The sequence below is a fragment of the Micromonospora sp. NPDC047762 genome, from assembly GCF_043204655.1.
GTDB lineage: Bacteria > Actinomycetota > Actinomycetes > Mycobacteriales > Micromonosporaceae > Micromonospora.
Map to the genome: position 1 here is coordinate 421,871 of NZ_JBIDCQ010000003.1, position 21,541 is coordinate 443,411.

At 71.6% G+C, this 21,541-nt stretch carries 20 protein-coding genes; 10 read left to right on the top strand and 10 right to left on the bottom strand.

Going from position 1 to position 21,541, the window contains the following annotated elements:
- The first annotated feature begins 106 nt into the window (after positions 1-106).
- Positions 107-763, top strand: a complete 657-nt coding sequence (locus ACGF3C_RS12720) for an HAD family hydrolase (RefSeq protein WP_357231763.1) — start codon at positions 107-109, stop codon at positions 761-763.
- Between the two features lie 67 nt (positions 764-830).
- Here the strand turns inward: ACGF3C_RS12720 and ACGF3C_RS12725 are convergent, their stop codons facing one another.
- Entirely contained in the window at positions 831-3,440 is a 2,610-nt protein-coding gene (locus ACGF3C_RS12725) for a glycoside hydrolase family 9 protein (RefSeq protein ID WP_393221535.1), read from the bottom strand.
- 271 nt (positions 3,441-3,711) lie between these two features.
- Between ACGF3C_RS12725 and ACGF3C_RS12730 the strand changes: the two genes are divergently transcribed.
- Positions 3,712-4,437, top strand: coding sequence for a protein phosphatase 2C domain-containing protein (locus tag ACGF3C_RS12730; RefSeq protein ID WP_357207008.1), 726 nt, complete (start codon positions 3,712-3,714; stop codon positions 4,435-4,437).
- Between the two features lie 8 nt (positions 4,438-4,445).
- Here the strand turns inward: ACGF3C_RS12730 and hrpB are convergent, their stop codons facing one another.
- The 3 genes from hrpB to ACGF3C_RS12745 are packed head-to-tail and all read right to left on the bottom strand — an operon-like array spanning position 4,446 to position 8,081.
- The gene (hrpB, locus tag ACGF3C_RS12735; protein WP_393221538.1) at positions 4,446-6,986 is read right to left on the bottom strand and encodes an ATP-dependent helicase HrpB; all 2,541 of its coding nucleotides are present in this window, start codon (positions 6,984-6,986) and stop codon (positions 4,446-4,448) included.
- 28 nt (positions 6,987-7,014) lie between these two features.
- A complete protein-coding gene (locus ACGF3C_RS12740; RefSeq protein ID WP_355007195.1) occupies positions 7,015-7,215 on the bottom strand; it encodes a DUF397 domain-containing protein in 201 nt (66 codons plus the stop codon).
- 41 nt (positions 7,216-7,256) lie between these two features.
- Positions 7,257-8,081, bottom strand: a complete 825-nt coding sequence (locus ACGF3C_RS12745) for a helix-turn-helix domain-containing protein (protein WP_393221926.1) — start codon at positions 8,079-8,081, stop codon at positions 7,257-7,259.
- Between the two features lie 182 nt (positions 8,082-8,263).
- On the opposite strand from ACGF3C_RS12745, the gene ACGF3C_RS12750 reads away from it, so the two are divergent.
- Genes ACGF3C_RS12750 through ACGF3C_RS12760 form a run of 3 tightly spaced genes read left to right on the top strand, consistent with a single transcriptional unit; the run spans position 8,264 to position 11,037 of the window.
- Positions 8,264-8,890 (top strand): GPP34 family phosphoprotein, encoded by a 627-nt coding sequence (locus ACGF3C_RS12750; protein WP_357233050.1) that lies wholly within the window; start codon positions 8,264-8,266, stop codon positions 8,888-8,890.
- Positions 8,891-8,938: 48 nt separating this feature from the next.
- On the top strand, positions 8,939-10,450 hold the full coding sequence (locus ACGF3C_RS12755; protein ID WP_393221543.1) for an APC family permease: 1,512 nt from the start codon (positions 8,939-8,941) through the stop codon (positions 10,448-10,450).
- Positions 10,447-11,037, top strand: coding sequence for a GNAT family N-acetyltransferase (locus ACGF3C_RS12760; RefSeq protein ID WP_357233046.1), 591 nt, complete (start codon positions 10,447-10,449; stop codon positions 11,035-11,037). The genes ACGF3C_RS12755 and ACGF3C_RS12760 overlap by 4 nt, the downstream gene beginning before the upstream one ends.
- A gap of 131 nt (positions 11,038-11,168) precedes the next feature.
- Here the strand turns inward: ACGF3C_RS12760 and ACGF3C_RS12765 are convergent, their stop codons facing one another.
- Positions 11,169-11,993, bottom strand: a complete 825-nt coding sequence (locus ACGF3C_RS12765; RefSeq protein ID WP_355007199.1) for a SigB/SigF/SigG family RNA polymerase sigma factor — start codon at positions 11,991-11,993, stop codon at positions 11,169-11,171.
- Between the two features lie 376 nt (positions 11,994-12,369).
- On the opposite strand from ACGF3C_RS12765, the gene ACGF3C_RS12770 reads away from it, so the two are divergent.
- The gene (locus tag ACGF3C_RS12770; protein ID WP_357229123.1) at positions 12,370-13,119 is read left to right on the top strand and encodes a hypothetical protein; all 750 of its coding nucleotides are present in this window, start codon (positions 12,370-12,372) and stop codon (positions 13,117-13,119) included.
- Here the strand turns inward: ACGF3C_RS12770 and ACGF3C_RS12775 are convergent.
- The 3 genes from ACGF3C_RS12775 to ACGF3C_RS12785 all read right to left on the bottom strand — a co-directional run bounded on the left by ACGF3C_RS12775 (position 13,068) and on the right by ACGF3C_RS12785 (position 16,464).
- On the bottom strand, positions 13,068-14,657 hold the full coding sequence (locus ACGF3C_RS12775) for a phospholipase D-like domain-containing protein (protein ID WP_357229120.1): 1,590 nt from the start codon (positions 14,655-14,657) through the stop codon (positions 13,068-13,070). The two genes, ACGF3C_RS12770 and ACGF3C_RS12775, sit on opposite strands and share 52 nt — an antisense overlap.
- 327 nt (positions 14,658-14,984) lie before the next feature.
- Positions 14,985-15,971, bottom strand: a complete 987-nt coding sequence (locus ACGF3C_RS12780) for a pirin family protein (RefSeq protein ID WP_357229118.1) — start codon at positions 15,969-15,971, stop codon at positions 14,985-14,987.
- Positions 15,972-15,981: 10 nt separating this feature from the next.
- Complete coding sequence (locus ACGF3C_RS12785; protein WP_357204714.1) at positions 15,982-16,464, bottom strand: MarR family transcriptional regulator; 483 nt, start codon at positions 16,462-16,464, stop codon at positions 15,982-15,984.
- 157 nt (positions 16,465-16,621) lie between these two features.
- Between ACGF3C_RS12785 and ACGF3C_RS12790 the strand changes: the two genes are divergently transcribed.
- Positions 16,622-17,155, top strand: a complete 534-nt coding sequence (locus ACGF3C_RS12790; protein WP_357229115.1) for a GNAT family protein — start codon at positions 16,622-16,624, stop codon at positions 17,153-17,155.
- A gap of 61 nt (positions 17,156-17,216) precedes the next feature.
- On the opposite strand, the gene ACGF3C_RS12795 is transcribed toward ACGF3C_RS12790, so the two are convergent.
- Complete coding sequence (locus ACGF3C_RS12795; RefSeq protein WP_357229112.1) at positions 17,217-17,705, bottom strand: FBP domain-containing protein; 489 nt, start codon at positions 17,703-17,705, stop codon at positions 17,217-17,219.
- A 60-nt stretch (positions 17,706-17,765) separates the two neighbouring features.
- Between ACGF3C_RS12795 and ACGF3C_RS12800 the strand changes: the two genes are divergently transcribed.
- Both ACGF3C_RS12800 and ACGF3C_RS12805 read left to right on the top strand, forming a co-directional pair.
- On the top strand, positions 17,766-18,335 hold the full coding sequence (locus ACGF3C_RS12800; protein WP_357229109.1) for a WHG domain-containing protein: 570 nt from the start codon (positions 17,766-17,768) through the stop codon (positions 18,333-18,335).
- Between the two features lie 33 nt (positions 18,336-18,368).
- Positions 18,369-18,956 carry a DUF1684 domain-containing protein gene (locus ACGF3C_RS12805; protein ID WP_357229106.1) on the top strand — a complete coding sequence of 196 codons (588 nt, stop codon included), beginning with the start codon at positions 18,369-18,371 and terminating at the stop codon, positions 18,954-18,956.
- 51 nt (positions 18,957-19,007) lie between these two features.
- On the opposite strand, the gene ACGF3C_RS12810 is transcribed toward ACGF3C_RS12805, so the two are convergent.
- Positions 19,008-19,595, bottom strand: coding sequence for a general stress protein (locus ACGF3C_RS12810; RefSeq protein ID WP_357229104.1), 588 nt, complete (start codon positions 19,593-19,595; stop codon positions 19,008-19,010).
- 111 nt (positions 19,596-19,706) lie between these two features.
- On the opposite strand from ACGF3C_RS12810, the gene ACGF3C_RS12815 reads away from it, so the two are divergent.
- On the top strand, positions 19,707-21,536 hold the full coding sequence (locus tag ACGF3C_RS12815) for a glycoside hydrolase family 15 protein (RefSeq protein ID WP_393221552.1): 1,830 nt from the start codon (positions 19,707-19,709) through the stop codon (positions 21,534-21,536).
- The last annotated feature ends 5 nt before the right edge of the window (positions 21,537-21,541 follow it).

Consider the following 21,541-nt stretch of genomic DNA (forward strand, 5'->3'; position numbering starts at 1 on the left):
GGTTTTGCCGCGTGCCGGTGATTCCCAAGTGATCATCCAAGCCCGCCGGCTGCGCGTACCCCCGCCTATGCTTCACCGACGATCTGAGCGTCGACGGGGGACGGACATGATTGACACTGTCATCTTCGATGTGGGTGGGACGATTCTCGACGAGTCCCACGAGTTCGCTGCCTGGGCCGACTGGCTCGATGTGCCCCGGCACACCTTCTCGGCGGTCTTCGGTGCGGTGATCGCCCGGGGTCTGGACTATCAGGAGACGTTCCGGGTCTTCCGGCCCGACTTCGATCTCGCCATCGAGCTGGAGCGTCGGGCGGCGGCCGGCCAGCCGGAGTCGTTCGCCGAGGAGGATCTCTACCCGGACGCGCGGGGATGCCTGAAGTCCTTGAAGGACCAGGGCCTGTTCGTAGGCCTGGCCGGTAACCAGCCGGCTCACGCGGAGGCGACACTGCGCGATCTCGAGCTTCCGGTGGACGTGATCGGCACGTCGCACGGGTGGGGTGTGGCGAAGCCGTCACCGGTGTTCTTCGAGCGGGTCGTCGCTGCGGGCGGTGGTGTCGCGTCGTCGATCCTGTACGTCGGCGACCGGCCCGACAACGACGTGCGCCCGGCCCTGGAGGCGGGCATGAAGACGTGCCTGATCCGACGCGGTCCGTGGGGGCACATCCTCGACGCCTCCACGGTGGCCGAGCGGTGCCTGTTCCGGATCGACTCGCTCGACGAACTCCCGAGCCTGGTGGCCGAGCACAACGCGGCCGGCGGTTGACCCGCCGGCCGCGCGAGACGTGCGGTCCTGGTGGCCGCCCTTCCCCGGGCGGCCACCAGGACGTCGGTCAGGTCAGCGAGCAGGCCGCCCCGTTGACGGTCACCAGGCCGGGGCCCGGGTTGGCGCCCCCGGTGGTCGTCGCGTTGAAGCCGAACATCACTGAGCCACCCGGTGCGATCTTGGCGTTGTGCGACTCGTTGCGCGCGGTCACCGTCGCGCCGGACTGAGTGACCTTCGCCAGCCACGCCTCGCGTACCCGCTGGTCACCGGTGAACGCGAACCGCACGCTCCAGCCGTTGACGGCGGTGGTGCCCGTGTTCTGGATGGTCAGCTGCCCGGTGAACCCGGTGCCGCCCTGCCAGGCGCCGTAGTTGGTGTAGCGCGCCGTGCAGGTGGTGGCCGGCACCGCGCCGGCGTCACCCTGGTCGGCCAGGAACGAGGCGATCCAGGTCAGCGCCGAGTTCCAGTTGATCGCCACCTCGTTCGTCGAGTACGAGTTGATGTCGTCGACGTAGCAGAACATCGGCTCGCAGCCGGCCAGCAACTGTGCCACGAACGGGTCCTGCAGGGCCGCGTTCGGGCCACCGGCGAGCGAGCCGGCGGGCGGTCGGGGAAGGCTCGGGTCGAGCTGGTGGCCGAAGATCCGGCTGTGCTGGTTCTCCGCGGCGTGCTCTCCCCACCCGGTGACATAGGAGATGTTCAGGGCGTTGCGACCGAGGATGTAGTCCATCGCCTGCACGGCGCCGTCCCGGTAGGCGACGTTGCGGGTCAGGTCGAAGGCCGTGGCCAGCACCACCGCGTTGTTGATGACGTTGCTGTTGCCGCCCCAGAAGTAGCTGTTGGCGTCTCCGGGCATCGGCAGCCCGTACGCCTGCCGGCGCAGCTCGGCGAGGTACGTGTCGGCGGCGGCGGTGACCGAGGCGCGGACCCGGGCCAGATCGGCGGCGGGCAGTCCGTTCGGCACGGTGGCCAGGTCGAGGCGGCCCAGCGCGGCCACGCTCTGCCAGCCGAAGCCCCGGGCGTCGAACACGTTCCCGGTGTGGTGCGGTGAGGCGGTCAGGTCGGCCAGGTAGTTCTGCGCCCCGGTGGTCAGGTACAGCTCGGCCGCCGCCCAGTAGAACTCGTCGGTGACGTTGCTGTCGTCGTACGCGCCGCCGCCGGTGCCGTCGGTCGGGCTGGCGTACACCGCCGGGTGGGCCTTGGCCGCGGCGTAGGCCGTCTTCGCGGCAGTGCCGCAGCGGGTCGCGAACGCCGCGTCGTAGGGGGCGAAGAGTCGGGCGCACTGGGCCGCGGTGGCGGCCATGTTGAGGGTGGCCGCTGTCGACGGCGGGTGCAGCTCGCGAGGCTGCGGGTCGTCCTGCGGGGACAGCGGCAGCCCGGTCCAGTTCTGATCGTGGATCTTGTGGTGGACCATGCCGGCGAGCGGCTTGCCGGCGGGCACCTGCATGCGCAGCAGGAACTCCAGCTCCCAGCGGGCCTCGTCGAGGATGTCCGGCACGGCGTTGCCGCGCTCGGGCACCCGCAGCGTGCTGTCGGCGAGTTCGGCGCCGCCGTTGGCGGTGGCCGCCGTCTTGGTCCGCTCGAAGGTGTTCAACAACTGGTAGGTGGCGATGCCGCCGTTGACCACGTACTTGCCGTGGTCGCCGGCGTCGTACCAGCCGCCGCGCACGTCCAGGGAGTAGTCGCAGACACCCGGCTGGCAGGGCACGTTGGTGTCGCCCTGGTTGGGTGCGACGCCGAGGTGGCCGGCGGGCCGGGCGTACTCGTCGCCGATCAGGTCACCGTCGATGGCGATGCCGCTGCGTTGGGCGTAGAAGAACTGCAACGAGTCGGAGCGCAGCTGGTCGTAGAGGGCGCCGGAGATGTCGAACGGGTGGCTGGTCTCACCGTCGACGGTGAGCGTGAGCCCGGTGCCGGGGGTGCGGTAGCTGGAGAAGTCGACAGTCTGCACGTTCTGCCCGGAGGCGGCGTCGACGCCGCGAGCGGTGGTGGTGCCACTGGCCACGACGGTTCCGGTGGCGTTGCGCAGCTGCCAGGGCAGCGCTGCGGTGGCCTCGGTGACGACAGTGGCGTTCTTCGGGCCACCGGGCAGGTAGCCGACCTGGTTGACGCGCACTCGTGGCCCGGTGTCCGGCACGTACGGCTCGGGCGGCTCGCCGCCGCGCAGCGAGACGTCGTCCAGGCAGATGGTCTGCGCCTGGGCGGCGCCACCGACCTGGAAGATCAGTTGAGCGTTGGGGTTGTCGTCCGGGACGGTGAAGGTCTGCTCGACCCGCTGGGGGGTGCCGGTGGCGGTGGCGTCCACTGCCGCGTACGTGGTGTACGGGGCGCTGCCGAGTTGCAGCACGGCCTTGACCGCGGTGCCGGGAGTGGCGGAGACCGCGAAGCCGAGGGTGTATTCGGCGCCGGCGATCAGCGGCACGCCGTCCTGGCCGATGCCAGCGTCCCACGGGTTGGCCAGCCCGCCCGCGACAGTGGTGCAGAGCTGGCCGTCCGTGACCGCCAGCGCGCCGGTGCCGAAGGAGAACCAGGGGCTCACGCCCTCGCTGAAGTCGCCGTTGTCGATCTGCTCGGGGGCGTCCGGTGGTGGGTCGGCGTGGGCCGCGCCGGCGCCCGCGCCGGTGAGGGCCAGGGTGGTCGCCGCAGCCAGCAGGAGGCGGCGTCGGGATGGCGTCACGGGAGTCCTTCCGGGACGGGAAGTGGGACAGTGGTGGTGGCACGGAGCTGGGAAGACGCTGGGAGCGCTCCCAGGTGTCTGCTCGATGTTTCCAGTGCCAGCACGCCCTGTCAATTGATCTGGTTGGATGGGTTTCAGCATCCGACGTGGGCGGCCAGCCCGAGCGGCACCCCCGACGCGCCGCCTCCCGGACGTGAGATTGGCCGCGCCACGCGCCGTCGTCCTGATCTCCTAGAGACAACTGCGCCCTTCGCCTGGCAGGCTGCCACCCATGACCCTGAAGCTGCGTTCCGTGGGAACGAGCGACCGTGGGCTGATCCGCAGCGGAAACCAGGACGCTCTACACGCCGGCACCTGGCTCGTCGCCGTCGCCGACGGCATGGGCGGAATGGCCGCCGGCGACCTGGCCAGCGCCCTCACCATCGACGCGGTCGCCCCGCTGGACCTGGAGACACCCGAGGACGCCCTGGTGGCCGCACTCGAGGGCGGCATCGCGCTGGCCACCTCCCGGATCCGACAGGCGGTCGCCGAGGATCCCGAGCGCCAGGGGATGGGGACCACGCTGACCGCCCTGCTCTTCGCCCGCACCGGCAGCTGTCTGGCGCTCGCGCACGTCGGCGACTCCCGGGCCTACCTGTTCCGCGAGGGCGTGCTCAAGCAGGTCACCCGGGACGACACCTTCGTCCAGATGCTTGTGGACCAGGGCGTGATCACCGCCGACCAGGCCAGCAGCCACCCGCGCCGGGCCGTGGTCACCCAGGCGTTGCAGGGTGACGAGGTCTCCCCGTCGTACGCGACGATGGTGCCCCGGGCCGGCGACCGGTGGCTGCTGTGCAGCGACGGCCTCTCCAACGTGGTTCGCCCCGACACCCTCACCGAGGTGCTCAGCGGCTATCCGGACCGGGACGCCTGCGCCGCCAAGCTGATCGACCTGGCCCTGCACGCCGGCGCGCCGGACAACGTCACAGTCGTGGTGGCCGACGTCGTCGAGGAGTAGACCGCCGCTCAGCGCCGACGCGGCGTGGCGTGCCGGGTGGGTTTGGCCGTTCCCGGATCCTCCGGCCACGGGTGCCGGGGATAGCGCCCGCGCAGCTCGGAGCGGACCTGCGGATAGCCGGTACGCCAGAACGACGCCAGGTCGGCGGTGACCGCCACCGGCCGGCCGGCGGGGGAGAGCAGGTGCAGCAGCACCGGCACCCGACCGTCGGCGATGCGGGGGGCCGCCGGCCAGCCGAACGTCTCCTGGAGCTTCACGGCAAGCACCGGCGCGGCGGGGTCGCCGTAGTCCAGCCGGATTCGAGAACCACTCGGCACCTCGATCCGCTCCGGAGCCAGCTCGTCGAGGCGTGCGGCCTGCGCCCAGGGCAGCAGCCGACGCAGCGCCGACGTCACGTCCACCCGCGCCAGGTCGTTCCGGCGTCGCGCGGCGGCCAGCTCCGGGCCCAGCCAGGTTGGCGCGGCGTCGAGCAACGAGTCGTCGCCAACCTCCGGCCACGGCTCGCCCAGGTGGTGCCGGAGGAACGCGAGCCGCTCGCGCAGCGCCCGAGCCGCCGGCGTCCAGGGCAACAGCCCCAGCCCGTCCTGGCGCAGGCCGGTCAGCAGCGCGGCGGCCACCTCCGCCCGGTCCGGCCGCTCCAGACGCCGCTGGACCAGCTCGATCGCGCCCAGCCGGGTCACCTCCCGGGCCACCACGTCCCCGTCCGACCAGCCGACCTCGCGGCCGGTGCGCAGCAGCGGACCGGCCGCCTCCCGGGCCGTCGCCTCGTCCACCGGGGAGGCCCGGCGGATGCGGGCCGACGGCGCGCCGGGCGTGCGGTCCGCGACTGCCACCGCCAGCCAGTCGGACCCGGCCAGCCCCGAGCCGGCGGCCAGCTCCGCGGCGGTCCCGCCGGTCATCAGGTACGCCGAGCCGCCCGGCCGCCGCACCCGGGCCAACCGTTCCGGGTACGCCAGACCGACGAGCAGCCCGGCGGCGAGATCGTCGCTCAGTCCACCCGGGCCGGTGCGGCCGATGGCGTCGGCGCGGCCCTTCGGCGGGGCGTCGGCAGGCAGCGCGGCCCGCAGCCGGCGTACCTCGGTGCGCCAACGGGCGGTCGCGCCCGCGTCCACGCCGGTGCGCAGCCGACGCCAACCGGCGACCAGATCGTCACCGGGGCCGGCCGCGCCCTCCTCGGCGAGCAGGGCGACCACCTCGGCGGCCCGGTCGGCGCCGACCCGGCCGGCGCCGTCGAGCAGCGCCCGGGCCAGTCGTGGGTGCGCCCCGGCCGCGGCGATCGACCGCCCTCGCGTCGTGATCCGACCATCGACGTCGACAGCGCCCAGGGTTTCCAGGGTGTCCCGGGCCACCGTCATCGCGGCGGCCGGCGGCGGGTCGGGCAACGCGAGCCCGACACCGTCCGGTCGGCCCCAGGCGGCCAGCTCCAACGCGAAGCCGGTCAGGTCGGCGGTGGCGATCTCCGGCTCGGCGCGGGCGGGCAGCCGCTCGTGGGTCGCCGCCGACCAGCAGCGGTAGACGTACCCGGGGGCCTCCCGGCCGGCCCGGCCGGCGCGCTGCGTGGCGGCGGCGCGGGAGACCGGCACGGTCACCAGAGCGCCCAGCCCACGGGCCAGGTCGATCCGGGGCACCCGGGACAGCCCGGCGTCCACCACGATCCGCACACCCGGGACGGTCAGACTGGTCTCGGCCAGCGCCGTGGCCAGCACCACCCGCCGTCGGTCCCCGCGACGCAGCGCGGCGTCCTGCTCGGCGCCGCGTTGACGACCGTGCAGCGGCAGCAGCGCGACAGCGTCCCGCAGGTCGGCCAGCCGGCCGGTGACCGCGGCGATCTCGCCGGCCCCGGGCAGGAAGACGAGCACGTCGCCGTCGTGCTCGCGCAGCGCCCGCCGGACGGTGGAGGCCACGTGGTCGAGCAGGGTCCGGTCCACCGGCCCGGCCCCGGGCGGGGCGATCTGGCGCGCCGGGGGCACCCAGATCCGTTCTACCGGGTGCAACGCCGAGTCGGCCCGCACCACAGGTGCCGGGGTGGGCCCGCCCAGCAGCGCGGCGAACCGGTCGGTGTCCGGGGTCGCCGACATCGCCAGCAGCCACAGGTCCGGCCGGAGGGTGGCGCGCGCCTCCACTGTGAAGGCCAGCGCGAGGTCGGCGTCGAGTTGGCGTTCGTGGCACTCGTCGAGCAGCACGGCACCCGTGCCGGGCAGCTCCGGGTCGTGGTGCAGCCGGCGGACCAGCAGGCCGGTGGTGACCACCTCGATCCGGGTGGCCGGGCTGACCCGGCGCTCGCCGCGTACCGCGTAGCCGACCCGCTCACCGACCCGCTCGCCGAGCAGCTCGGCCATGCGCCGGGCAGCGGCACGGGCCGCCACCCGGCGGGGTTGGGCGATCACCACCCGACCGGTCACCCGGTCGGCCACGGCCAGCGGCGCGAGGGTGGTCTTGCCGGTGCCCGGTGGAGCCACGAGCACACCGGCGCCGGCCGCGTCGAGTGCCGCGACCAGCGCCGGCAGCACCGGGCGGACCGGCAGGTCAAGGGTTACGTCGGAGAGCACGGCCCAGTCTCGCACCGGGACGGGTGCGTCAGGAGCGACGGACCTCGCCGACGCCGAGCACGAAGGCCCGCCAGGCCGTCGCGCCGAAGGCGAGCACCGGGCCGGAGCGGTCCTTGCTGTCCCGGACGGCGACCTGACCCGCGACTGTCGCGACCTCCACGCAGTTGCCGTTGCCGCTGCTGCGCGTGCTGGTGCGCCAGTCCGCTCGGGTCAGGTCGTACGCCGTCATCCGCGGTACCTCTCGTCTGCGTCGGCGTGCCGCAGAAGCGGTCACGCAAAGTTACGAGAAGCATGCTCAAGACGGGTCAACGACGCCGTCGGATCGAGCGCCATCCGGCACAGCTCCTCGTGCAGAAGGCTATACCCGAGCACATGATCGGCTTCTTCCAGAGCCAGCCCCATCGTGAGGTTATCCAGGTAAACCACTGACGCGTCGGCGGCATCGGCGAAGTTGAGGATCACGTACGGGGTGCTCATCGCGGGATGCCCGCCAGCAGCGAAGGGCAGTACCTGGATTGTCACGTTGGGTAGCTGCGCGATCCGGCTCATGTGGACCAGTTGCTCGGCCATCACCGCGGTGCCGCCGACCGGGCGCAGGAGCACCGCCTCGTTGAGGATCACCGACAGAACGACAGGGTCCTCGCGGCGCAGCACCTCCTGCCGGCGCAGCCGGGCGGCGACCTTGCGCTCCAGACCGTCCTCGCCTGCGGTGCACCGGAAGATCTCCCGGGCGTACGCCTCGGTCTGCAACAGTCCGGGCACCGACTCGGCCTCGTACGTGCGCAGCGCCGCCGCCTCGGCCTCCAGCCCGACGTAGAACTCGAACCACTCGGGGAGCACGTCGCTGTAGTTCTGCCACCAGCCGCGCTGCTGTGCCCCCCGGGCGATCTCGATCAGTGCCTCGGCATCCGAACCGGTCACCTGGTACAGCGCGAGAGCGGCCCGGACGTCGCGGGGTTTGATGCCGATCTGCGCGGTCTCGATCCGGGAGAGGTTGCTCTTCGACATGTCGAGCTGACGGGCGGCCACATCGAGGGTCATGCCCGCGCGTTCCCGGAGCTGGCGGAGCTCCCGGGCGATGCGGCGACGCCGCACGGTCGGGCTGGCGGCGGGTCGGACGGTGGGGGTGGCGGTCACCGTCCGAGTCTGCCACGACAAGATCCGCAGGTCGCAGATGCACGGAGTGCAACTTTCAAATCTGGGAGTTGCGTTGCAGTAGCTGTCGGTGCATCCTTTCCCGGTTGCGAACACTGTGGACACGCCTGTCGGGAGGATCGTTGCTCATCGCCGACGAGTTTTTCCTGATCGCCCACAACGACAGTCGTGGTAAGGCGAAACTGCACCCGGCGGCGACCGGGCTGGGGCTGGCCGGCGGGCTCCTCGGCGAACTGATCCTCTACGGACACATCACTGTGGCGGCCGGCCAGGTCACCGTCATCGACAGGCGTCCGCCAGCCGACGCCCTGGCGCACACGGTGCTGGACCAGCTGATCGGCGAGTCCCAACACCGGGAGTTGCGCACCTGGCTGAGTTTCCTGGCGCAGAGCGCCACGGCGTCGGTGGGAGAACGGCTCGCCCGCGCCGGGGTGCTGCGCCGCCAGGAGAGCCGCCGACTGCTGCGTACCACGGTCAGCTACCTGCCGATCGACCTCAACGCGGTGGCCTGGCCGGCCACCCGCCTCCGGGCCCTGCTGGACCGGCCGGAACCACCGGGCGTGCCGGACGCCCTGCTGCTCGGCCTGGTCGTGGCCGCCGGGCTGACCCGCGAGGTGCTGTGGAGCGCCGGCCCTCGGGCGCACCACCGGCTGAACGTCCTCATCCCCGCGCTGCCGGCCCCGCTCAAGGAACTCGTCGGGCACACCGAGGCCGCCGTCGGCGCCGCAGTGCTGCGCGGCATCCCCTGATCCCCCTCCGGTAACCCCAACCCTCCCCTCGACGATCGGAGTAGTCGTATGCCCCCGACATCGACAGTCGAACGACCCAGCAACGTCTCCGAAGCCCTGGCCCGAGGTCGCCTCGGCATCCCGTCGGTCATCTTCTTCGTCCTCTCCGCCGCCGCGCCGTTGACAGTGGTGGCAGGCGTCGTCACCACCGGCTACGGCGTCATCGGGGTGACCGGAATCCCGCTGGCCTTCCTGCTGATCGCCGCGGTCCTCGCCCTCTTCTCGGTGGGCTACGTGGCGATGTCCCGCCGGGTGGAGAACGCGGGCGCCTTCTACGCCTACATCTCCCGAGGGCTCGGCCGGCCGGCCGGCGTCGGCGCGGCCTGGGTCGCGCTGATCGCGTACAACGCGCTCCAGGTCGGGCTGTACGGCACCATCGGTGCGGCGGCCCAGCCGGTGCTCGACCGGCTCTTCGGCGGACACCCCCACTGGGCCGTGGTGGCCCTGGTGGCGTGGGCGTTGGTCGGCGTGCTCGGCCTGCTCCGGGTCGACCTCAACGGCATGGTCCTGGCCGCGTTGCTGGTCGCCGAGGTCGTGGTGGTCCTCGTCTTCGACCTGGGGCAGCTGGGCAACCCGGCCGACGGTCAGGTCAGCTTCGCCTCGTTCTCGCCGGACAACCTCTTCGTGTCGGGCCTCGGCGCGGTGCTGGTGCTGGCCGTCCTCGGCTTCGTCGGCTTCGAGTCGGCGGTGGTCTTCAGCGAGGAGAGCAAGGACCCGAAGCGGACGGTGCCGCTGGCCACCTACCTCTCGGTGGCAATCATCGCAGGGCTGTACGCGCTGTCGTCCTGGACCATGACGGTCGCCGTCGGGCAGGACAGGATCGTGGCCGAGGCCGGCGCGCAGGGCGTCGAGCTGATCTTCAACCTGGCCGGCGCGCAGCTCGGCGACACGATGGTCACCATCGGGCAGGTGCTCTTCCTGACCTCGGTGCTGGCCGCGATGATCTCGTTCCACAACACCACGGCCCGGTACACGTTCGCGCTCGGTCGGGAGCGGGTGCTGCCGGCGGTGTTCGGGAAGACCTCGGCCCGGACCGGGGCGCCGCGGGCCGCCTCGGTGGCGCAGAGCGTCCTCGGGCTGCTCGTCATCGCGCTGTACGCGGTCAACGGCTGGGAGCCGGTGGTGCAGCTGTTCTTCTGGGTCGGCACCACAGGTGGCTTCGGCGTCCTGTTGCTGATCGCCACCACCTCGGTGGCGGTGATCGCCTACTTCGCCCGCTCCGCCAGCGGCGAGAACCTCTGGCGACGGGCCATCGCGCCCGGCCTGGCCACCATCGCGCTCTTCGTGATCATCTGGTTGGCCGTGTCGAACTTCGCCAACCTGCTCGGTGTCGCGCCGGACTCCCCGCTGCGGTGGGCGCTGCCCGCCGCGTACCCGGTGGCTGCCCTGCTGGGCATCGGGTGGGCCCTGCTGCTGCGCAGCAGCCGCCCGGACACGTACGCCCGGATCGGCCTGGGCGCGGCGAGCGCCGCCGCCGTCACCAGGCCGGAGGCGCCGGCCGCTGTGGAGGTGACCCGATGAGCCTGGTCATCGAGCGGCTCGGGCCGGAGGAGACGTCTCTCGTGGCGGCCCGGATCGCCGAGGCGTTCACCGTCTTGGAAGTGACGTACTGGCTGGTCCCCGACGCGAGCAAGCGGGAGGCCGTGCTGGCCGGGGACTTCGAGATCCTGGTCGAGCACGCGATGCGGCACGGCATGGTCCACGCCACCGAGGACCGGGCCTCGGTGGCGGTCTGGTTTCCGTCGGTCGGTGAGCCGGCGCCGCCGCCGGCGGAGTACGACGCCCGACTGGCCGCGGCCTGCGGCGAGTGGACCGACCGGTTCCAGCACCTCGACGAGCTGTTCGCGGCGCACCACCCGCATCCGGACCACCACCACCTCGCCTTCCTGGCGACCCGGCCCGACCGGCAGGGGCAGGGGTTGGGGAGCGCGCTGATGCGTCACCACCACGCCTGGCTGGACGCCAACGGGATGCCGGCGTACCTGGAGGCGAGCAGCCCGCGCAGCCGGGACCTGTACGCGAAGCACGGCTATCTGGCCGGCGAGCCGTTCCGGGTGCCCGACGGCACGCCGTTCTGGCCGATGTGGCGGGAGCCGGTCGGGCACTGAGCCGGTCGGGCACCGAGTTGGTCAGGTCGACGTGACCAGCACGCCCTGTGGTTGCGCTGTCACGCTCACGTGACAGCGCGGACAAGGCGGAGGGCCGGGTCCTGGGACCCGGCCCTCCACTCGTCAACCGGTCAGTACGTGCCGTCGAGCTGGCCGCGCAGCTTGGTCAGGGCCCGGGTCAGCAGCCGCGAGACGTGCATCTGCGAGACACCGATCTGGTCGGCGATCTGCGACTGGGTCAGGTTGCCGTAGAAGCGCAGCGTGAGGATCTTCTGCTCGCGCTCGTCGAGGGTGGCCAGCGCCGGGCCGAGGGCGACCCGCAGCTCCGCCAGCTCGAACTCGGTGTCCTCGCCGCCGAGCATGTCGCCCAGCTCGGTGGCGCGCTCGCCGTCACCGGTCGGGGTGGACAGCGACACCGCGTTGTACGCGCGGGCACCTTCCAGGCCTTCCAGCACCTCTTCCTCGGTGAGCTTGAGGTGCGCCGCGATGTCGGCGACCGTCGGCGAGCGGCCGAGGGTCTGCAGGAGCGAGCTGTTGGCGTCGGAGATGGCCAGCCGCAGCTCCTGGAGCCGGCGGGGCACCCGGATGTCCCAGGTGCGGTCCCGGAAGTGCCGCTTGAGCTCGCCGATGATGGTGGGGATCGCGTAACCGGCGAAGTCGACACCGCGCTCGGGGTCGAACTTGTCGATGGCCTTGATCAGGCCGATCGCGGCGGTCTGCGCCAGGTCGTCGTTCGGCTCGCCGCGCCCGCTGTAGCGGTGGGCCAGGTGGTTGGCGAGCGGCAGCCAGGCCTCGATCGCCCGGTCCCGCAGCGCGGCGCGCGACGGGTGGTTGGCGGGCAGCGCCGCCATCGCGTTGAGCAGGTCGGCAGCGCTGTCGGTGAGAGCGCGCGGGTCGAGCTTGGTGGTGGTCTTGACGGCGGCACTCGGCTGCTCGGTGATCGTTGGCGCGGTCATGGGTGGTCCTCCCTGCACCTCGTCCGCGGACAAAAAGGTGTGACGCTTTGGTTTAGCTTCCAATAGGCCGTTCGGGAGTCACCTTAACCTGATCGTCTCCCGGAAATCTAGCCGAAAGGTTGATGTACTTAAGGTGTGTCTATAGACAAAACGTGCAAATGGCGCGGAAGTTAGGGTGCTTGTGAGGATCCTTACCCGTTGCTCCGGCTGTCGACCGCTGACCGGTCGGTCGATCGGTCCGGCCGATCGGCCCACGGGTCGCGTCGATTGGTCAACAGGAAATCCGACAAGTCGCCAGGAGTGTCGACTATCTGTCGTTGTTCCGTTGACGGGACCGGCCGTAGCGTCGCGTGTACACACCCGGTTCGGAGGCACCGTGCTCGATCCAGCCGCTCCCCAGCTTGTCGTGAACAGTCGCACCCTCTACTTCAGCTGGCTGCCGGCCGATCCCGACGCGGTCGCCGCCCTGGTCCCTCCGGGGCTCTGCCCCCGCCCCGACCGGCAGGTCTTCCTCAACCAGTACGTCGTCGACGATGAGACGCAGACCTCCGGCTTCGGCGCATACTCGCTGACCTACCTCGGCGTCTCGCTGCTGGGCGTCGACGCGCCCGGCGGTCTCAACGCCGGCGGCTGGTGGACCCACTACGTGGCCTCCAGCCGGCGGGTCCGTGAATACGCCGTCGCCCGCGGCGCCCCGGTGCTCGCCGGGCGCACCCACATCGACGTGAACGGCGAGGACCTGCTCTCCGAGACGGAGATCGACGGCACGCCGTTGCTCCGGGCCCGGTGTCGGGTGGGGGAGACCGGGCACGCGATCAGCAGCGGGCACCACCGCTACTTCACCCGGCGCGACGGCCAGCTGGTCAGCTCGACCTACCCGTTCGTCGCCGAGCCGGTCGCCCCGTTCGAGATCGAGTCGGTGGAGTTCCTCCAGCCCGGTCACCCGATGTACGCGCTGCGCCCGGACAACCCACTGACCATCGGCTTCGGCTACTACTCACCACGCTCGTCGTTCGCCTACCCGGGCGGGCTGCACGTGCACGCGGTGGCCGCGCCGGAGCCGGCCCGACCGTTTCACCAGGTGCCGGCCAGCCTCGCCCGCAGCGGCCTGCCGTCGGGGTCGTAGACCAGCCGGTACACCGGCAGCGCCCAGGCCCGCGTGTACCACGGCAGCCGCTCGGGGCGGTGCGGGCGCAGTCGCCCCGGTGGGCGTTCGCCGACCTGGCCGTCGTCGTACCACCGTTGTAGCGCGTCGGCGGCGGCCGTGACGGCCGCGACGGCGTCGGCCGGGTCGAGCAGGTCGGCGTCGTCCGCGCCGCCCGGGTCACGGTCCAGGTGCTCGCGCCACAACCGCAGTCGCAGGTCCCGGGCGAAGCTGCGCGCGCCGTCACCCCGCCCGGCCGGGTCGGTGGGCTCCCGCTGGTCCGGTGTCTCGTCGAGCACCGCGCAGGACAACTCGCTGTCGTGCGTCCAGGACCGCCGGTTGAAGTTGTCGCTGCCCACGCTGGCCCAGACGTCGTCGACCACACAGACCTTGGCGTGCACGTAGACCGGGTCACCGGCGTGGTTCTCCACGTCGAACACGTGCACCCGGTCCGGTGCGGCCCGCTCACACAGTGACAGCGCCTGCTCGCGCCCCACCATGTTCGGCGGCAACACCAGCTTGCCGTCCACGTCCGGGTGGCGGGGGACGACGGCGACCAGGTGCAGGTCCGGGTTGTCCCGCAGCGCGTGCGCGAACAGGTCCGCGACCTCGGTCGACCAGAGGTACTGATCCTCCAGGTAGATCAGCCGGCGGGCCCGGCGTACCGCCTTGGTGTAACCCCGGGCCACGGTCCGTTCCCCGTCCGGTGCGAACGAGTAGCGCGGACGGACGGCGGGGTAGGTGCGCAGCACCTGGATCTGGTGCGGACCACAGGGCGGCGGATCGGCCGGTTGCTCGGGTAGCGGGTCGGGGCGCAGATCCGAGCCGCGCAGCCGGTCCCGCAGGTAGGCCATCGGGTTCTCCGAGTCCAGCGGCATCGGGTCGGTCCAGCGTTCCCGGAACAGGGTGTCCAACGCGCCAACCACCGGACCGCGCACCGCGAGCTGTACGTCGTGCCAGGGCGGATTGGGTCCGTACCGGGGGGACATCTGCACCGGTTGCGGATCGCCGTGGTGCGCGGCGTCGTCGCGGCGGCTGTGGCACAGGTCGATCCCGCCGGCGAAGGCGACGTCCCGTTCGGGTGCGCCCAGGTGCCGCAGCACCACGAGCTTCTGGTGGTGCGAGCCGCCGCGCCGGACCCGTTGGTCCAGCAGTACCTCGCCACCGGCGGCCGAGATCGTCTCGCTGAGGTCGCGATTTTCCCCCTCGCTGTACGCCAGCACGTCGAGGTGCGAGCGCCAGATCAACCCCTTGACCACGACACCGCGCTGTGCGGCCTGCGCGAAGAGCTGGGCCACTGTCGGACCGTCCGGTCGCAGCCGCTGGTCCGGGTCACCCCGCCAGTCGGTGAAGAACAGGTGGTCGCCGGCGCCCAGGGCCTCGACCTCGTCGACCAGTCGGTCGAAGTACGCCGCACCGTGAATCAACGGCTCGGCGAGGTTTCCCGTGGTCCACGCGGGTATGCCAGACACCGGGTTGGCGCGTTCCTCAGCAGTGAGGAACCAGTCCTGCAACGGCACCGTCCAGCCCTCCTGGAGGTCGGCAACGTCCTCACCGTAGGACCCCCGACGCGGGTCCGCACGTCAGGCCCCGGACCCGGTGACCTGGCCAACGCCATCGACAGCGACGCGACAACAGCCGAGGAGGCCACACCATGCCCCGCGATACGACGAATCCCGTGACCGAGAACCGCGAGCCGGCGGTGGAGAGCGAGCGGGGCGCGCTGGTAGCGGTGTTGGTGATGGTGATTCTGGGCGTTGCCGGGATCTTTGCGGTCTCCTGAGGTGGCGCCGACGCCCCCGGGCTGAACCGGAGGCGTCGGCGCCGACCTCAGCGGTCGACGGTGGTCAGGGTCGGGTGCCCTGGCCGCCGGTGTGCGGAATCCGCTCGGTGGGGATCACGCCGAGGCGGCCGGCCTGGAAGTCCTCGAACGCCTTGAGCAGTTCGTCCCGGGTGTTCATCACGAACGGGCCGTACTGTGCCACCGGCTCCCGGATCGGCTGACCACCCATGATGTAGAGGTCCAGTGCCGGCGTGTTGCTGTCCTGTGAGGCGTCGGCGCTGAACCGCAGCGCGTCACCCGGGCCGTGCACAGCGAGCTGGCCGGTACGCACCGGCCGCCGGTCGGTGCCGACCGTGCCGCGACCGCCCAGCACGTACACCAGGGCGTTGAAGTCGGGCCGCCAGGGCAGGTCGACCTGCGCGCCCGGCTGCACTGTGACGTGCGTGATGGTGATCGGGGTGAAGGTCGAACCCGGACCGCGGTGCCCGGCGACCTCGCCGGCGATGACCCGGATCAGCGCGCCGCCGTCGGGCGTGGTGAGCAGCGCTGACTCCCGACCCCGGATGTCCTGGTAGCGGGGCGGGTTCATCTTGGCCGAGCGGGGCAGGTTGACCCACAGCTGGGTGCCGTGGAAGAGCCCGCCGCTCACCACCAGGTGCTCCGGCGGCGCCTCGATGTGCAGCAGGCCGCTGCCCGCCGTCATCCACTGGGTGTCGCCGTCGGTGATGGTGCCGCCACCGCCGTTGGAGTCCTGGTGGTCGAAGACGCCGTCGATGATGTACGTGACGGTCTCGAAGCCGCGGTGCGGGTGCCACGGGGTGCCCTTGGGCTCGCCCGGCGCGTAGTCGACCTCGCCCATCTGGTCGAGGTGGATGAACGGGTCCAGGTCGGTGGTCGACACCCCGGCGAAGGCGCGACGGACCGGGAAGCCCTCGCCCTCGAAGCCGCTGGGCGCCGTGGTCACCGTGCGGACCGGGCGGATCGTGGTGGCCTCGTCGAGCTGGGGCAGGCGGGGAAGGACGAGAACGTTGTCGACGGTGATCGCGGGCATGTCGAGGCTCCTAGCGTGAGGCGGGGGTGGTCGAGCTGGCCCGCGATGCCCGCAGGCGCTCGCCGAGCCGGTCGAAGACCCGGGTGAGGCAGGCGACCTCGGCATCGTCGAGGTCGTCCATGAGATGGGTACGCACCGACGCCAGATGGTGGGGTGCGGCTTCTCGCAGGGCGAGCAGCCCGGCGGCGGTGAGGACCGCCTCGCTGCCGCGCCGGTCGTCCGGGCAGGGCTCCTTGCTGACCAGGCCACGACGCTGCATGGAGGAGACCTGGTAGGTGAGGCGGCTGGGCGAGAAGATCAACCGGCTGGCCAGCTCGCCCATCCGTAGCCGCTGCCCGGGTGCCTCGGAGAGCAGGACCAGCACGTGGTAGTCGGAGAAGCTGAGATCGCTGGCGACCCGCAGATCCTCTTCCAACTGCGTGTAGAGACGCTGGCTGGCCTCGATGTAGGCGCGCCAGGCGGCCTCTCGGGTGCTGTCCAGGCTCTCGGTCATGCCCACGACAGTAGCACTCCTTCAAATTTAAATAACATCGTTTGAGCGTTGTATGGGTCACTTCCAAGGGCGCTGACCGTCAGTTCGTGCAGCTTTGAAATAAAGCCGCGTGAAACGAGCGGTGCCCAGGCCGTAGGTTGTGCCAGACTCCGGCCTCGTGGAACACGTGGAACTCTCCGCCGCCGACCTGTTGCTGCGCCCCTGGCGGGACGAGGACGCCCCGGCGGTGCGTGACGCCCTCCGTGATCCGGCGATCGCCCAGTGGAACCCGCAGGGCGGCGGCCCGATCGACGACGAGGTCGCGCTGCTCTGGGTGCGTCGCCGGGCTGACTGGTCCACCGGCGGCCACGCCTCGATGGCGGTCACCGCGGCGGCCGGCGGCGAGCTGCTCGGCTCGGTGTCGCTGCACAATATCCGCGACGGCGACGCGTCCATCGGTTACTGGACGATGCCGGCGGCGCGGGGGCGTCGGGTGGCGGCGCGCGCCGTCGTCCGGCTCACCGAGTGGGCGTTCGCGGATCTCGGGCTGCACCGGGTGGAGTTGTGTCACGCGGTGGCCAACCCGGCGTCCTGCCGGGTCGCCGAGCGCGCCGGCTACCCGGCCGAGGGCACCCTGCGCGAGTCGTACCGCTACGGCGACGGCCGCCGCTACGACGAGCACCTGCACGCCCGCCTGGCCACCGACCGCTAACCGTAGGCGGGCCGGGGTCCGAACACGCTTCGGCCCCGGCCGCGCCGTTCGCCTCGACCCGTCACTCGGTGACCTTGCGGAGGAACGTCGCGAGGGCGCTCCTGACGCGGTCGATCCTCTCCGGCAGGGGCAACGGCTCGGGCGCGGGAGGCCCGGCGTGCTTCTTGCCCCGCAGGTACAGCGAGCAGGCCAGGTCGGAGCACAGGTAGGTGCCCACGGAGTCGCCCTGCCGCCCGCTCGGGCCGGCCTTGGGGGCGGTCATCAACGAGACGCCTCCGCCCAGGTGCGTGGTCAGGCAGAACGAGCACATGCTGTGCCGCACGCGCCCCGTCTGGTGCGTCGCGGCCCGCAGCACCACCCCGGCCAGCTTGCCGTCGATCTCGGCGACCAGGTAGGCCCGCTGCGGCGCGGACGGGTCCCGCCAGCCGAGAAAGTCGAGGTCGTCCCACGGACGCATTTCAAGATCGTTGGGTACGGTCAGCCGCTTCGTCTCGCCTCGACTGCAATTGACGAAGGACGCGCGGATGACGGATTCGGTCAGGACCAACATAGGTAGTAGCCTAGCTCTCCTAGGCAAGTGATTATTGGGGATAGGTTGGGAGTGTGCTGCATGGCACGTGCCGGGGTGACCGCCGAACGTCTGACGCTGGCCGCTGCCGAGCTGGCCGACGAGGTGGGCCTGGAGAACGTCACAGTCGCCGCCCTCGCACGCCACTTCGGGGTGAAGGACGCCAGCCTGTACTTCCACCTCAAGAACGCGCACGAACTACGGGTCAGAATGGCCCTGCTGGCGCTGGCGGAGCTGGCCGACCGGGTCGCCGCCGCGCTCGCCGGCCGGGCCGGCAAGGACGCGCTCGTCGCGTTCGCCAACGCGTACCGCGACTACGCGCGAGAGCACCCGGGCCGATACGCGGCCATGCAGATCGACCTCGACCCGGAGACGGCCGCCGCGAGCGCGGGCGTCCGGCACGCCGAGATGACCCGGGCGATTCTGCGCGGCTACCAGCTCTCCGAGCCGGACCAGACCGACGCGGTACGGATGATGCACAGCACGTTCCACGGGTTCGTCAGCCTGGAGAAGACCGGCGGCTTCCGGCACACCCCGCGCCCCGCCGACGACTCCTGGTCGCGCACCCTGGACGCCCTCGACGCCGTCCTCACCAACTGGCCGTCGCGCTGAGCTGCCGCCGAGCCACGGCATAGGCTCGGTGGCGTGGATGATCTGGAGTTGGCCGACTGGCGGGAGCGGGTGGCCCGGCTGTACCTGTCCGACGTCGACCTGGCCGGCTTCCGCGCCGGCCGCGACGAACTCTTCGCCAACCACCCGCAGAGCCCGATCCCGGTGGCGGAGCGACCCGACTTCGCCGGGGTGCGCTACTTCCCGCCCAATCCCGAGGCCGTTGTCGAAGCGCCCCTGCGCTCCGCCAGTGGTGAGCTGCGCATCGACACCGGGGGCCCGGACGGGGTGGTCGCGTACCGGCGGGTCGCGGTGGCCGAGACGCCGTGGGGGCCGCTGACCCTGTGGTGGATCGAGGCGTACGGGGGCGGGTTGTTCGTTCCGCTGCGCGACGGCACCTGCGGGCGGGACAGCTACGGGGGAGGGCGGTACCTCACCGACACGGTGAAGGGCACCTTCGGCCGGGGCGTCGAGGTGCTGCCCGGTGACCGGGTCCGGCTGGACGCCAACTACCTCTACAACCCGAGCTGCGCGTACGACGACCGCTGGGCCTGCCCGCTGGCACCGCCGGAGAACCGGGTCGACGTGCCGCTGCGGGCCGGCGAGCTGGCGTACCACGACTGAACGACGAAACGGCCGTCCCGGTGTGTGCCGGGACGGCCGATCGACCGTCGCTCAACGGGCGTTCGTGGCCGAGCTGGGCATCTGCATCCGACCGAGGAGCTGTCGCGCCTGATCGGCGAGCTGCGCGTCGACGGTCACGGCGTACTGCCCGGCGCGCAGTGAGCTGGCCGAGGTGAAGTCGCGCTGCCCGCCTGTCATGGCGTGCGCCACCGCGCCGAAGACGGCACCCCAGATCGCGCCGATGACCAGCCCGACCAGGATCACCGCCAGCCAGTTGCCGACAGTGAAGATGCCGAACAACAGGCCGATGAAAAGCCCGAACCAGGCGCCGGTACCGGCGCCGAGCAGCCCGGCTCGACCGGTGGTCATTCGCCCGAGCACCGTCTCCACCAGGGTGAGGTTGGTGCCGACGATGGCGCTGTGCTCCACCGGGAAGCGGTTGTCGGCCAGGTAGTCGACGACCCGCTGTGCGGTCGGATAGTCCGGGTACGAGCCGATCGTCACGGTCGGCGGCCCGCCCTCCGGCCCGTGGCCGTTCCCGCCCGGCGTCGACAGCCGGCCGGCCGGTCCGGATGGAAGCAGGTCGCCACCCTGTGTGCCGGGCCGCCAGTTGCCGGTCGGCCCCGAAGCTGACGTCATGAGCATCCTCCCTCGTCAGCTCCCCGGGTTCCCGCCCAGGCCGACCGGTAACGCGGTGTCCGTCGCCGGGCGGGAAGGGAATGGGCGGCGACTGCCCGGGTAGCCAGTCAGGTGGAGAGCGGACAGATCAGCGACTACGGTTTCCTCGCCGACGGCCGCAGCGCGGCGCTGGTGGACTCCTCGGGCTCGGTCAACTGGTGGTGCCCGGGCCGCTTCGACGCCCCGTCGGTGTTCGGGCGGCTGCTCGACGACAACGCCGGGCACTGGTCCATCCAGCCCGAGGGCGACTACCGGGTCGAGCGCTCCTACCTTGAGGACACCCTGGTGCTGCGGACGGTCTTCCACACCGTGCACGGGGAGGTCGCGCTGACCGACGCGCTCGCCTTCGAGCCCGGCTCACGCGGTCACGACATCGGTCTGCACTCGCCGCAGGTGCTGGTCCGTTCGGTGCAGGGCCTGTCCGGTTCGGTGCCGATGCGGGTGCACTACCGGCCGCGTTTCGAGTACGGCCGCACCATCGCGTACCTGATCGAGCGGAAGGACATGCTGGAGGCCATCGCCGGTGCCGCCCGACTCACCCTGCGCTGCAGCGAGCGGTTGACCGCCATGGACGGCGAGGCCACCGGGACGTTCACCGTCCGCGTCGGCACGAAACACAACTTCACCCTCGGGTACGCCCCGACCTACGACGCCCCGCTGCCGGAGGTGCCGGACGCCGACCAAACCATCGCCGACACCGTCGCCGGTTGGCGTTCCTGGTCGACCGAACACCCCTACGACGGGCTCTACCCCGAGCAGGTGCGACGCAGCCGGCTGGTGGTGCAGGGCATGACGTACCGGCCCAGCGGAGCGGTGGTGGCCTCGGTGACCACCTCGCTACCGGAGAAACTCGGCGGGGACCGCAACTACGACTACCGCTACGTCTGGGTGCGCGACTTCAGCCTGACCCTGCGGGCGCTGTGGCGCACGGCGTGCCTGGACGAGGTGCAGCGGCAGTTCGCCTGGTTGGGCCGGGCGATGGGCCGTATCGACGACAGGCCGGTGCCCATCATGTACGGGGTGCTGGGGGAGCGGGACCTCACCGAGCACCGCCTGGAACAGCTCGGCGGCTACCGCGACAGCCCACCCGTGGTGATCGGCAACGACGCGTGGCAGCAGCGGCAGACCGACATCTTCGGCGAGGCGATGGATGCCGCCTGGTTGATGCGCGACAAGCTGGAGCCGCTGGACCCGGAGGTGCAGCACGTGCTCCGGGTGCTCGCCGACCAGGCCGAGCGGGACTGGGCGCTGCCCGACGCGGGCATGTGGGAGGAGCGCGGCGTCCAGCACCACCACGTGTCCTCGAAGGTGCAGTGCTGGGTCGCCCTGGATCGGGCGGTCCGCTTTGGTGACAGGCTCGGAGAGCCGCAGGACGTGGCCCGCTGGGCGGCCGCCCGCGACGCGGTGCGCGCGGAGGTGTTCGAGCGGGGCTGGAACGAGCGGCTCCAGTCGTACACCGGAAGTTTCGAATCCGAGGGCCTGGACGCCTCGGTGCTGGTGATGCCGCTGGTCGGGTTCCTGCGGGCCGACGACCCGCGAATGCGCTCGACGATCCGCGCGGTAGAGCAGCGGCTCTCCCACGACGGCCTGCTGCGGCGCTGGGACGGTGACCCGGCGGGTTTTCTCATCTGCTCGTTCTGGCTGGTGTGCTGCCTGGCGTTGGCCGGTGAGCGGGACCGGGCGCACGAGTTGTTCCGGGGGCTGGCGGAGCGGGTCAACGACCTCGGCCTGTTCGCCGAGCAGATCGACCCGCTGACCGGGGAGCAGCTGGGCAACTTCCCGCAGGCGTTCTCCCACATCGGCCTGATCAACGCCGCCGGTGTGCTGACCGACGTCGAGCGGGACCCGACGCTGCGTCAGTGCGGGATGCCCCCGGCGTACTTCTCTCCGGTGGACCGCTGAACCGG

What these genes read in the sequence shown, in the direction of transcription:
- ACGF3C_RS12730 (WP_357207008.1), top strand. Translation starts at nt 3,712, where the DNA reads ATGACCCTGAAGCTGCGTTCCGTGGGAACGAGCGACCGTGGGCTGATC.
- ACGF3C_RS12765 (WP_355007199.1), bottom strand. Translation starts at nt 11,993, where the DNA reads ATGACCGCGCCAACGATCACCGAGCAGCCGAGTGCCGCCGTCAAGACC.
- ACGF3C_RS12760 (WP_357233046.1), top strand. Translation starts at nt 10,447, where the DNA reads ATGAGCCTGGTCATCGAGCGGCTCGGGCCGGAGGAGACGTCTCTCGTG.
- ACGF3C_RS12740 (WP_355007195.1), bottom strand. Translation starts at nt 7,215, where the DNA reads ATGACGGCGTACGACCTGACCCGAGCGGACTGGCGCACCAGCACGCGC.
- ACGF3C_RS12785 (WP_357204714.1), bottom strand. Translation starts at nt 16,464, where the DNA reads ATGACCGAGAGCCTGGACAGCACCCGAGAGGCCGCCTGGCGCGCCTAC.
- ACGF3C_RS12810 (WP_357229104.1), bottom strand. Translation starts at nt 19,595, where the DNA reads ATGACGTCAGCTTCGGGGCCGACCGGCAACTGGCGGCCCGGCACACAG.
- ACGF3C_RS12780 (WP_357229118.1), bottom strand. Translation starts at nt 15,971, where the DNA reads ATGCCCGCGATCACCGTCGACAACGTTCTCGTCCTTCCCCGCCTGCCC.
- ACGF3C_RS12800 (WP_357229109.1), top strand. Translation starts at nt 17,766, where the DNA reads ATGGCACGTGCCGGGGTGACCGCCGAACGTCTGACGCTGGCCGCTGCC.
- ACGF3C_RS12795 (WP_357229112.1), bottom strand. Translation starts at nt 17,705, where the DNA reads ATGTTGGTCCTGACCGAATCCGTCATCCGCGCGTCCTTCGTCAATTGC.
- ACGF3C_RS12755 (WP_393221543.1), top strand. Translation starts at nt 8,939, where the DNA reads ATGCCCCCGACATCGACAGTCGAACGACCCAGCAACGTCTCCGAAGCC.
- ACGF3C_RS12720 (WP_357231763.1), top strand. Translation starts at nt 107, where the DNA reads ATGATTGACACTGTCATCTTCGATGTGGGTGGGACGATTCTCGACGAG.